Origin of the sequence: Acetilactobacillus jinshanensis (assembly GCF_004359375.1) — a bacterium.
Taxonomy (GTDB): Bacteria; Bacillota; Bacilli; order Lactobacillales; family Lactobacillaceae; genus Acetilactobacillus; species Acetilactobacillus jinshanensis.
The window spans coordinates 801085-813536 of the sequence record NZ_CP034726.1; the positions used below are offsets into that span (position 1 = coordinate 801085).

Annotated in this window: 11 protein-coding genes and 1 riboswitch; of the genes, 8 read left to right on the forward strand and 3 right to left on the reverse strand. The window is 38.5% G+C overall.

The genetic code is table 11. From position 1 onward, the window contains the following. Window positions 1-105 precede the first annotated feature (105 nt). Window positions 106-1479, reverse strand: coding sequence for an NAD-dependent succinate-semialdehyde dehydrogenase (locus tag ELX58_RS03695; protein ID WP_133441815.1), 1374 nt, complete (start codon window positions 1477-1479; stop codon window positions 106-108). 117 nt (window positions 1480-1596) lie between these two features. Beyond that, complete coding sequence (locus ELX58_RS03700; protein WP_133441816.1) at window positions 1597-2745, reverse strand: NAD(P)-dependent alcohol dehydrogenase; 1149 nt, start codon at window positions 2743-2745, stop codon at window positions 1597-1599. Window positions 2746-3225: 480 nt separating this feature from the next. Here ELX58_RS03700 and ELX58_RS03705 point away from each other — a divergent pair, with 480 nt between their 5' ends. From ELX58_RS03705 to ELX58_RS03715, 3 genes are all read left to right on the forward strand, one after another. Then, window positions 3226-3903: a hypothetical protein gene (locus ELX58_RS03705; protein ID WP_133441817.1), complete on the forward strand. Its 678-nt coding sequence runs from the start codon at window positions 3226-3228 to the stop codon at window positions 3901-3903. Window positions 3904-3953: 50 nt separating this feature from the next. After that, window positions 3954-4427 carry a hypothetical protein gene (locus ELX58_RS03710; RefSeq protein WP_133441818.1) on the forward strand — a complete coding sequence of 158 codons (474 nt, stop codon included), beginning with the start codon at window positions 3954-3956 and terminating at the stop codon, window positions 4425-4427. 445 nt (window positions 4428-4872) lie between these two features. Then, window positions 4873-5070 (forward strand): hypothetical protein, encoded by a 198-nt coding sequence (locus ELX58_RS03715; protein WP_133441819.1) that lies wholly within the window; start codon window positions 4873-4875, stop codon window positions 5068-5070. Window positions 5071-5417: 347 nt separating this feature from the next. Here the strand turns inward: ELX58_RS03715 and ELX58_RS03720 are convergent, their stop codons facing one another. Further along, window positions 5418-6764: an IS3 family transposase gene (locus ELX58_RS03720; protein WP_133441184.1), complete on the reverse strand. Its 1347-nt coding sequence runs from the start codon at window positions 6762-6764 to the stop codon at window positions 5418-5420. 309 nt (window positions 6765-7073) lie between these two features. Here ELX58_RS03720 and upp point away from each other — a divergent pair, with 309 nt between their 5' ends. The 5 genes from upp (at window position 7074) to ELX58_RS03745 (ending at window position 12440) form a co-directional block, all read left to right on the forward strand. Next, window positions 7074-7715: a uracil phosphoribosyltransferase gene (gene upp, locus ELX58_RS03725; RefSeq protein ID WP_133441820.1), complete on the forward strand. Its 642-nt coding sequence runs from the start codon at window positions 7074-7076 to the stop codon at window positions 7713-7715. Window positions 7716-7822: 107 nt separating this feature from the next. Beyond that, window positions 7823-8113 (forward strand): hypothetical protein, encoded by a 291-nt coding sequence (locus ELX58_RS03730; protein WP_133441821.1) that lies wholly within the window; start codon window positions 7823-7825, stop codon window positions 8111-8113. 143 nt (window positions 8114-8256) lie between these two features. Beyond that, window positions 8257-8356, forward strand: a riboswitch (purine riboswitch). 89 nt (window positions 8357-8445) lie between these two features. Beyond that, window positions 8446-9588, forward strand: a complete 1143-nt coding sequence (guaB, locus tag ELX58_RS03735; protein WP_133441822.1) for an IMP dehydrogenase — start codon at window positions 8446-8448, stop codon at window positions 9586-9588. Between the two features lie 19 nt (window positions 9589-9607). After that, complete coding sequence (gene guaA / locus ELX58_RS03740; protein WP_133441823.1) at window positions 9608-11149, forward strand: glutamine-hydrolyzing GMP synthase; 1542 nt, start codon at window positions 9608-9610, stop codon at window positions 11147-11149. A gap of 478 nt (window positions 11150-11627) precedes the next feature. Beyond that, a complete protein-coding gene (locus ELX58_RS03745) occupies window positions 11628-12440 on the forward strand; it encodes an IS982 family transposase (protein WP_133441824.1) in 813 nt (270 codons plus the stop codon). Window positions 12441-12452 lie beyond the last annotated feature (12 nt).

The following is a 12452-nucleotide window of genomic DNA, read 5'->3' on the forward strand; positions in this document are numbered from 1 at the left end:
AAATAAAAAGACCCGCCAAATTAATGGCGAGTCTTAATGCTTAATGTGGCAATCTAACTTCGATCGCAAATTGTACTCTTTTAATATTAAAGGGCAAGTTATGAGTTAAGCTTTAATGCTAACTAATTTAGCATTAGCGAATGTCTTGACGGCATAAGGACCTAATTCACGACCGAAGCCAGCATGTTTAACACCACCGAATGGTAATTCTGGGTAAATTACGTTACAAATATCGTTGATGTAAATCATACCAGTGTTCATCTTAGAAGCAACCTGGGCAGCCTTGTGAGTATCCTTGGATACGATAGCACCACCTAAGCCGTAATTAGAATCATTAGCGATCTTAATTGCTTCAGCATCGTCTTTAGCAACGTATACCTGAGCAACTGGGCCGAAGAATTCCTGGTAGAATGCAGGGTTCTTCTTAGTAATGTTAGTTAAGATGGTTGGGTTGTAGAAGAAACCGTTAGTACCTTTCGGAATTCCGCCACCGAATACCATCTTGGCACCGTTAGCAACAGCGTTCTTAACTTGTTTCTGTAAGTTTAACTGTGCTTTCTTGCTGGATAATGGAGCTAAGTTAGTACTGGCTTTCATTGGGTCACCAGGCTTGTACTTAGCAAATTCAGCCTTTAAGTCTTTCATGAATTCTGGGTAAATGCTCTTAGCAACGATGTAACGCTTAGCAGATACACATACTTGACCAGCGTTCCAAAGACGAGCGTAAGCAGCTAATTTAGCGGCTTTCTTAACGTTAACGTCACCACGGATGTACATAACATCGTTACCACCTAATTCCATGGTGCACTTCTTTAAGTTCTTACCAGCTTCAGCTGAGATAATAGCACCGGCTTTTTCGGAACCAGTTAAAGCAACACCCTGAACACGTGGATCAGCGATGATACGGCCAACCTGCTTGTAGTTTACGAATAAATTAGTGTAAGCACCTTTAGGAGCACCGGCTTTTTCGATTACTTTTTCGAATGCTTCGGCACACTGAGGAACGTTACTAGCATGCTTAACCATTACTGGGTTACCTAGCATGAAGTTAGTAGCGAATACACGCATTAATTGGTAGTATGGGAAGTTCCATGGTTCAACACACATTACGATACCAGTGGCATCATATTCCATCCAGGAATTGCCGGCCATGGTACGTAAAGGCTTGTCTCTTAAGAAGTCAGCACCGTTGTCAGCATAGTACTGAGCGATGTTAGCACTTAATTCAACTTCGGCCTTAGCTTCAGTTAAAAGCTTGCCCATGTCATGGGTAATGTACTTAGCTAACTGATCTTCGTCCTGACGCATGGTCTTAGCAACGTTAGCTAAGATTGGTGCACGGTCTTTAACGGATTCTTTGCCGAATTCCTGAAATACTTTTTCTGCTTGGTTTAACTTTGCAGTTAAATCGTCATCACTAATTACGTTATATGTCTTTAAAGTTTTTCCAGTGTATGGATAAATACTTGCGTATGCCATAATGATTGCCTTCTTTTATTCATTTGAATCAATAGATCCAATAATTAATTAACAAACTTCATTTAAACTCCGCAAAAATTGAATAATATTAATGAACTTATTTATATAACTGGTCGATTATTTGCCAGGCTTGTAGCTGTGATCCAAGATCATAACTGGCTTAACAACAGAACCATTACCAGAGGCCTTGTTAGCTTCGTTGATCTGATCGAAGTTGTAGTAGTGTTCTAAGCCGGTGAATGGGAATTTGCCTGACTGCCAGAACTTGATCAACTGTGGAATAGCTTCCTGTGGTACTGAGTTACCCATAAGAACACCATCAACATGTTTCTGAGTAGCTTCTAAATCAGTCCATGGGTTGAATGTCATTGAATGACGGGTTACAGCTAATGGTGCGAAGTGACCGCCTGAAGCTAATGCGGCAACACACTGTTCCTGTAACTTAGTTAAACCAGTGGTATCAACAACGTAGTTAGCGCCTTCACCATTAGTTAACTTCTTGACTTCTTTTACCCAGTCGACTTTATCGTTGTTAATAGTATAGGTAGCACCTAACTTCTTAGCAACCTTTAAACGACCGTCATGGTGGTTAACAGCGATGATTGGGTCACAACCTTTGATTTCAGCAGCCATCATAGCAGCTAAACCAACGGCACCAGTGCCCATGACAACGAAGCTAGAACCTTGTTCTGGCTTTAAAGCATTGAATACAGTACCAGAACCAGTAACGAAACCACAGCCTAGAGGACCAACTTTAGTTAAGTCAACGCTCTTTGGTACTTTGATTACGTTACGGTCATTGACCATGGTTTCAGTAGCGAAACTTGACTGGTCAAAGAAGTTAGAAATCGGAGTGCCATCTTTCTTGAAGAATGCGTGCTTGCCGTTAGCACGAACACCCATGGCGTTTAACTTACCCCAGTTAAGGCAGCTAGCTGGATGACCATTCAAGCAGTTCTTACAGGTACCATCGTATGCATAACTTAATACAACGTGGTCGCCTGGCTTGATGTTCTTAACATCACTACCAACTTTTTCAACGATACCGGCACCTTCATGTCCAGCGATTGCTGGGTATGGGAATACACCGGTTTGGCCATCGACATCACCGTTACGTACGGTTTCATCAGTATGGCAAATTCCAGTTGCAACAATATGTACTAGAACTTCATTAGCATCTGGCTGGTCATCGATATAAACGTGTTCCAATTTGAATGGAGCATTACGTTTTTCGACAACAGCTGCAGTAATTTCTTTTTTACTCATAACTTTTACCCCCTAATCATTAGATAAAGTTAAATATCTAATAATCTGAAATAAACATCAAAATTACTGGAACCTGATTGAACATTCCTTCACAACCACGTTCCAGTTTCAGTTATATCGCATTTAGAAAAATCTGCAAGCGGTTACATTCGCTAAAGGACATAAATGTTTAAAATTAGAACATGCTTTATCCCAATCGCATTTATGGCTATTTCACAGGCACTAATAATGTAGAGAAGAGAAACTTGTAAATTTAAAGCACGAATCAATCACCCAAAATGGACATGTGAAATCGATTTCATTACCCCATATTTCCATGGAAAACGTTTTCATGGACCTAAAGAAAACGAACGATTTATTTAAAGCGCTTACAATAATAAATTATTGATTACTTATAATTAATTATTGATAATCTATAATAAGTAATTGATAATTAATTTTATATTAAACTGTAGTATCATGGGCATTGAAGGGATTTATATGCTAGCTTCGTTAATCAAACACTTACACAATCAAATTAATTTAATTCAGAACCCAAATGTCGACCTAATCGATAAAATTACGTTGATCAGAAGCTTCATTGAAAATTACGCAATCTTTAATTTCCTGAATCTAAAAGATACTAAGCAACGAGTTGAACTCTTCCGGTGCTTTGGTGACTTTGAGTGGTACTCTCACCAAATCTACTATGACCACCCAGTACAGGAAAGATCGAAAGCCTTTTATAAATTTCTTAAAGATATGCAACGTAAGTACCCTTCTGCATATCAAAAGTACGGCCGGCTGATTAAACGCCGGTTATGCAAGTGGCTTCGAACTTCGATCAGACATAATCCTGATAATGCCAATCATTGGCAGAGGCAACTTGATATTATTAACAGTATTAATCCCGCTTTAGCACAACAAAAACGTCAATTGTTAGCTAATTACATGAGTCACCACCTAATCACTAAGTTGCCCTTCCCGTACCGGATCGTCTTCGGTAAAAGTATCACGTACTTCGTTCTAAAATACGCACCCATTAAGAAGACTACCTATTGGTTATTAGCGGATTTATCACACGGAACCTTAATTGAAAATCAGCTCAACGCAAACCGATTAATCAAAATTATCAAAAAAATCATACAAATTATTGAAGTCCGGCTTAATCAAAAATAAATTTTGTTATAATAATCGTAAGACATTTCTTATTTTTCAAAGGTGATTAGTTGCGCAATCATTTCAACCGAAACTCATATTTGGGAATCTTCGGAATTATCGTTTTCTTCATATGTATATGGCGAAGGTTCTCGCCGGCTAAACTACCGAACTACGGCAGCATCATGAGTGATACGATTTCGTTCGCATCGTTTATTACCTGCCTAATGTTTATCGGTTTGGCCTATCTACCGATGCAGAGTAATTCCAAATTCATGCACGCGATGCAGGATTTACAGACCGACATTGTGATCATGCACCAAATCTTAATTACGATCACGATCTACTTCAGTATTTCGGTAACGTCATTACTCTCGCTATCATTTAAGATTCAGGATACATCCCCGATTTCAATCGCATTAGCTTCATTATGGCTAGCATTATTGATTACCGGGATTCTGGAAGTTTCGTCATTACTCTTTGAACTCTTTAGAATTATTTTATACGTGGCTGAAGAAAATAAGCATCATGGTCACGGGTATTAAATCGGCTTTATATCTTAAAATTATTCCGTCCAGTTTAGAAAAAAAATTGGACGGATTTTTTGTTACTAATTTTATTTATTAGCAAACTTCTTGTGTTATTTACTAACTTAATCATTAATAATTGCCATTATCTAAGCGATTGTGAATATATACAGAAACTAATTAAATAAATGTAATAATTAAGTTGACATATCATTAATTTAGCTATATAACATAGTTGCAAGCTGAAATGAGCAGTTGAATTAGTTGAAATGGTTATACGCAGTTGTCTCATTAATCGGCTTGCTAAACTATGATTTTAAAGGAGTGGTTAGATATGAACGCGATTAGCAATGTCCCCGTCAAAGGACAGATTAAGTATTCATTTGTTAAGCGTCGATTGTACATTATGAAGCCATTCCGAACTATGGAAGGCGGGATGACAAAAAGTTAAGGAGGTTTTATTATGGATGAAACGTTAGCTAGAAATGAAGCTTTGGATTCCATGGCGAACTTATCTAAGTTTCGTGCGATGGAACGTTCATCAATGATGAACAAGCCTAAATTGTCTAGTATGTTTATGGACGCAAGCAAGTTAATGGACGACATGGTCAGCTTGCTTACCGGTCCAACCATTTTAGAATCGCTGGACGCTTCTCGTTAAGGCCTTGAAATGTAAGACCCTACCGCCAATTCTGTAATCATAAATGTTAATCCTCGATAATAAATAAAGCATTATACTATTAAAATCTACGAAGGACCTAATTCAAAAATTAGGCCCTTTGTTTTTGGCTAAGATTTAATAACCATAGTTAAACTTGGTAATCAGCCATAATTATCCTGAAGAAATATTTTTTTATTTAATTGTGGAGTTGAAACACCTAACTCCTGCTGAACAATGGTGCGATTACGATAATTGATTTCCTCTAATATCGCGATGTTTTCCAACAAGCCTTAGCCAAACTGATGATCTGCACCCATAAAATTGGACAATTTATTAATGTTATTTAACTAGGCTATAAGAAATTTTCGGTACTCAACCGGAGATTTATAACCTAGTTTTTTCTTTGGGCGAATATTGTTATAGTACCATATCCAATACTTAAGTGCCTTAATTAACTGACCTTCGGTCTGATAATGTTTATCCATTACTCCAACCTTCATCAGATGAAAGAATGACTCCATTTGGGCGTTGTCATGACAGCGACCTTTACGAGACATCGATTGAATTGCACCATAATTCTTTAGAGTGTCTTGCCAAACGTGGCTTTGGTATTGAATTCCCTGATCGCTATGGACAATCGTTTTATATGGTAAATGAAGTTTCTTTAATGTATTCAGGCCCCTAATTAATGGCTTTAAGGTGAAACCTACGGTTGGATGATTACTGATATTGAATGCGATAATTTCATCGGTCGCTAAATCCATATATGGCGATATATAGATGCGATGATGAATATCTTGATTCCCGTATCTACACTCGCTTACATCAGTCGTTGTCTTGCGTCCAAATAATTTAGTTTTAAAGTTCCCACCAAGTACGTTAGGAGCTATCTTGCCAACCTGACCATGATATGAATTATATTTACGCTTTTTCTTGCTGAAAGCCGTACATTGCCAGCCATACATCTGAATAATTCTTTGGACCCGCTTATGATTTATATGGACAGTGTTTCTTAAAATGCCTGTAATTGTACGGTACCCAAATTTATAGTTAGATATTTCTCTTATTTTGTAAATTGTATGAGCTAATTTTAAATTATATGCGTCACGATGAGAAAGCGACGCTTTCTTCTTGTAATAATAGCTACTTCGGGGAATATCAAGTATCTTTAAGATACGACTTATCGGGACTTGAGAATATTCCTTAATTATCCTATGAATACTGTCTATTTGGTCATAGTCTTTAGTCAAATTACTGTACCGACATTGGATTCTAAGTTCCAAATTTTGTTTTCGACAAGATTTTAATTGATTTATTAACGAGTCTATGTCATCATTCATCTTATGGGATTTATACTTAGATTTCATTGGGCGTAGATCTCCATTTTCTAATTTACGTTCCCAATAAAAGATTGTTGCTGGGAACGCAATATTAAAGTGAAGTGCTGTCTCTGGATAAGACTTGTGGTGAAGTACCATCCAGTTCAGCACTTTTAATTTATATTTAAAAGGATACACGCTCTTGGTATGGCTTACAACTAGGCCCTTAGAACCATATTTCTTATATTTGGCGACCCAACCCAATATCGTTGCACTACTTTTAATCCCATAGGTATGGTTCAACGTAGTTGAACCTATTCCCGACAAATAGGCTTTAACTGCATTTGCTTTAGTGTCAAAGTCAAAACTATACATAAAAAATGACCTCACTTTATTGAACAAATTTAATTGTCCAATAAAATGGGGTCACTACATGAGGCTTTTTGTTTTCGCTAAAATTAATAATTTGCAATATAACACAATGATGCGGTCAATGATGTTGCAACATCGTGTTATTAACAATATACTATACATGAACTTGATAAACAGTAGTCTTTAAGCTTGGTCCGGTGAGGCTGGCAAGACGAAAAATTCCGTAACTGAACGTTAACATGAATTTTTCAGTTGATAATCTGCACATCTCCGGACCAGGTGGGCAGTTTTTTTGTAAGGACGGTTTATAATATGCAAAATCCAAATTTCCACATTGTTAAGCACCCATTAATTCAGCACAAATTATCGATTATTCGTAACAAAAACTGTGGAACCAAAGAATTCCGAGAAGTCGTTAATGAACTATCCCGTCTACTTGGTTTCGAAGCCACTCGCGATTTACCATTAAAGAACGTCAAAATTCAGACACCGATCGCTATGGCCAACTGTAAACAGTTAACCGGTAAGAAATTAGCGATTGCCCCGATTTTACGAGCTGGACTAGGTATGTTAGACGGAATGCTAGACTTAATCCCGTCGGCTAAAGTTGCTTGCATTGGGATGTATCGTGATCCAGAAACCAGCATTCCGCACGAATACTTCGTTAAATGCCCAGAAGACATTAATAAGCGTCGGGTGATTTTAATTGATCCGATGATTGCTACCGGTGGCTCCTGTATTGATGCTGTAGCCGCTCTAGTTAAGCGTGGCGTACCCGTTAAGAATATGACCTTCATCAACTTGGTCTGTGTTCCTGAAGGGATCAAAGCCGTTTATAAGAAATTCCCAGACTTAAAGATCTATACCGCTGCCGAAGATGATTACTTAACCAAGAATAATTACATCGTCCCTGGATTAGGTGATGCCGGAGACCGTCTTTTCGGTACTAAATAATAATATTAAGAAATTAATTAGAATCGGAGCTTGCGATTTAAGCGGCTCCTTTTCGTTTTGCGTGGTAAAATGGCTATGGATTATCGGATTTAAGAAGTGAAAATTTTATGAATATTAAAGCGATCAAGGCAATTCGAATTCACTTTTATAAGCACGAAGTCATGATACTGAATATCGTTGCCGCAATTATTTTAATCGTCGACGGCTTCGATTACTTTAACGCCAGTTTAAATTTCTTCCGTTTATTATGGAGTAGCGTTTGTATTGCAGCCACCATCTTTATTGATTGCTGCCAACAGAACGTTTTTAAAGAATTAGCCCACAAAAGAGTCGCTACGATCATCATTGCTTTAATTATTATCATGGGCTTAGCAACGGCCAGTGGCTTATTCTTTTAAGGTTTTGATTTAAAAAATTTTTGGTTATTTATAATTTATTACTTAAAATTAGTTATATATTATTAATAACTAGTTATTTAAAATTAATAATAAATAATGAATTGAATTATTTAAAATCACGTGTTATTCTTAAGTCACTTAAATATGCAAATAATTTAATTGCCTATATAATGCCAAGATGAGGTTGGTCAGTTTCTACCCGAACCCGTAAAAGTTCGGACTATAAGCAACGGAACTAAAAGCTCCTGTTACTGAATATAGGTACAGAAGCTTTTTCCTTACCCATTTGGCATCCCTATAAGTAATTATTCATGACTTAAGGAGTAAATATTATGAGTAATTGGGATACTAAATTTTCTAAACAAGGATTAACGTTCGACGACGTATTATTAATCCCCGCCAAAAGTAACGTTTTACCAAATCAAGTCGACACGAGCACTCGATTAGCTAAGAACATTAAACTTAACGTTCCGTTCATGAGTGCCAGCATGGATACCGTCACCGAATCACCGATGGCAATCGCCATGGCTGAATGTGGTGGCCTCGGTGTTATTCATAAAAACATGCTGATCGATCAGCAGGCTAAAGAAGTTAGCAAGGTTAAAGCTATCGTTCCGGATAAAAAGAAATATCCACATGCCGCAGTCGATGCCAAAGGTCATTTATTAGCTGCGGCCGCTGTTGGTGTCACCAGTGATACTAAGGAACGTGCTGAAGCATTATTTAATGCCGGTGCCGATGCAGTAATTATCGATACTGCTCACGGTCATTCAATGGGTGTCATCCGAAAGGTTCACCAGATCCGCGAAGCATTTCCTGGTAAGACTTTGATTGCCGGGAATGTTGCCACCGGTGCTGCTACTAACGATCTATTCAAAGCCGGTGTTGACATTGTTAAAGTAGGTATCGGACCTGGATCCATCTGTACCACCCGTATCGTTGCCGGTGTTGGTGTTCCCCAGTTAACCGCTGTTTACGATTCCGCAACCGTTGCCCGTAAATGGCATCGTCCAATCATTGCCGATGGTGGAATTAAACAGACCGGTGATGCCGTTAAAGCATTGGCTGCTGGTGGTAACGCCGTTATAATGGGTGGCATGCTTGCCGGAACTAAAGAAGCCCCTGGTAAAGTTTACGAAGATCACGGCCGCAAGTACAAAGCCTACCGTGGCATGGGCAGTATCGGTGCCATGGAACATGGTTCTGCCGACCGTTACTTCCAGGGTGAAGTTAACGAAGCCAAGAAATTAGTTCCTGAAGGTGTTGAAGCCCGAGTTGCTTACAAAGGCAGTGTTCGCCGGATCATCTATGAAATGACCGGTGGTTTACGTTCCGGAATGGGTTATACCGGTGCTAAAGACATCCCAACATTGATCAATAACGCTCAATTCGTTCGGATCTCTAACGCTGGTTTAATCGAATCCCATCCGCATAACGTTCAAATTACCCGTCAGGCTCCTAACTACCACCGATAATTACCAAGAGGGTTAAATCATGAATTCAAAATCATTTGATAAAATCGTTGTCCTGGACTTCGGTAGTCAATATAATCAGTTAATTGCTCGTCGAGTCCGTGAACTCGGTGTTTATTCCGAATTATTACCATGCACGATCTCCATTGCTAAGTTAAAGGCCATGCATCCCAAAGGCATCATCTTTTCGGGTGGACCCGATAGTGTTTACGATAAAAAAGCGCTCAAAGTCGATCCGAAAATCTTTAAACTTGGGATCCCAATTCTGGGGATTTGTTACGGAATGCAGTTAATGGCCTATGACTTAGGTGGTCAAGTTAAATCAGCCAAGAGTCAATATGGTCACGCTCAAATTAAGGTTACGACTGATCAAGCTACGTTATTCCACAACCTACCAAAACAGGAACCCGTTTGGATGAGTCACAGTGACTTAGTATCCAAGGTCCCGGATGGCTTCACAGATGTTGCCACTAGTCCAAACTGCCCGATTGCCGCCATGCAGAACAACGCTAAACATTTCTACGGAATTCAATTCCATGCTGAAGTTAACAACACTAAGTACGGTAAAGACATTTTAAAACGTTTCGTGTTAAACGTTTGCCACGCTAAAGCTAACTGGAGCATGACTGACTTCATCGACATGCAGATTGAACAGATTCGTCATAAAGTCGGTGATAAAAAGGTTATTTTAGCCCTATCCGGTGGTGTTGATTCCAGCGTGGTTGCAGTGTTGCTTCACCGCGCAATTGGCCATCAATTAACCTGCATCTTTGTTGACCACGGCTTACTTCGAAAAAATGAAGCTGACCAGGTCATGAGCAGTCTTCATGACGACTTAGGCTTAAATATCGTTCGGGTCAATGCCCAAAAAGAATTCTTAGATCGTTTAAAGGGCGTTGCCGATCCGGAAACCAAGCGTAAAATTATCGGTCATCAATTCATTAAAGTCTTTGACCGTGAAGCTCATAAAATCAAAGATGTGGCCTTCTTGGCTCAAGGAACAATTTATCCTGACCGAATCGAAAGTGGTTTGGGTGTTGCTGCAAAAATTAAGTCCCACCATAACGTTGGTGGTTTACCGAAAAAGATGCACCTGAAATTAATTGAACCACTCAAATATTTATTTAAAGACGAAGTTCGTGCCGTCGGAACTAAACTGGGCATTCCAGATGAACTTGTCTGGCGTCAGCCGTTCCCTGGCCCTGGCTTGGCAATCCGTGTCATCGGTGCGGTTACACCAGATAAGTTGCGGATCGTCCGTGACAGTGACGCCATCTTACGCAAAATGATTAAGCAAGCTGGTTTAAATCGTAAAATCTGGCAATATTTCACCGTTTTACCGGGCTTTAAGAGCGTTGGTGTTATGGGCGATCAACGAACTTATGATTATACCATCGCTATTCGTGCCATCACTTCCATTGACGGCATGACGGCTGATTTTGCCCGAATTCCATGGGACGTTATGTCAAAGATCTCAACCGAAATCTGCGATAAAGTCAACGGCGTTAACCGAGTTGTATATGATGTGACTAGTAAGCCACCGTCTACAATCGAATGGGAATAACTAATTAAAATCCTTCCTGATATTTTGCACGTGAATTTATGTTTACGTGCATTTTTATTGCTAACTAATTATAAATTACTAATTAGATATTACTAATAATTTATAATAAAGAAATTATGTAAATTCTTAAAAAATTTGTCAAAAAACGTTGCCAAATTGTTGGCAACGTTTTTCTCTAATTCACTTTACCGAGTTACGGTCTCGATTTGATGATAAACACTATGAAAATTTTATTAAGACAAAAAGAAAGACGCTATTTAAAGCGTTCATCTTTTACGTCATAGGTTATCGTCCCGCGACACCCTATAAATATATGCCATTTGTATTAGTAACTACTCGTTTGGCTAGTTGGAGATAATATTAAAAAAGCCGAACATGTCGGCTATACTAAAAGTAGTTCAAATAATAGGAAGTATAGCTTATGTTCGACCAAGTTCAGTATACTAATAATCACTCGTTAATACAATTTTAGTCTTGCATTCATACCATTAAGCCACTGTATAAAGCCTTTATTTCTAAGAACTTTCGCCGAAGGCGAAATGTTAATCATTCAAAATTAACGGATGTGGAAGTAATCGCTTTATTATGCTTGCAAGCATTATTAGGCATAAATGCTAGACTCCGATTTTATCATTTTATACTTAATAACGGTGTAATAAGTCCTTATAGAATGCCTGAAGAATCACGCTTTAATCGAATCTGTAATCGAGACGGCATCATTCTTCAAATTATTCGTTGGGAACTCATTGTACGACGCGTGCATCCAAAGTACTCAATAATTGACAGTTTGCCAATCCCATTATGCAAGTACGTTCGCAATACAAGAGCTACGCTCTTAAATCGTTATGCGAATATTTGCTTCAAATCTACTAAAAAGATGTATTACTACGGGCTTAAAGGTAGCTTTGAAGTGTCTGATTCCGGTATAGTTCTTGCATACACCATTACTAAAGCATCCATTCACGATATTAAAATGGTTAGAACATTAGTTGATGAATTTCCATGCCAGCATATTCTGGCTGATGAAGGATACATTAGTAAAGCTTTAAAAGCAGATTTAGCTAAACATGGGGTCTGGTTCTGGACACCGCTACAATCAAACATGAAACAGTATTCCTACGATGATAGTTTACTAAGGCGACTACGTCGTCACATTGAAACGGTATTCTCGAGGCTTAATCAATCATTTCACATTGAGCATAATACTGGGCGGTCTCTTAGTGGTTTCCAAACAAGATTGGAACAAGCATTATTAGTTGATACATTATTAAAATTAAAAATACTGAACTAGCCAAACGAGTAA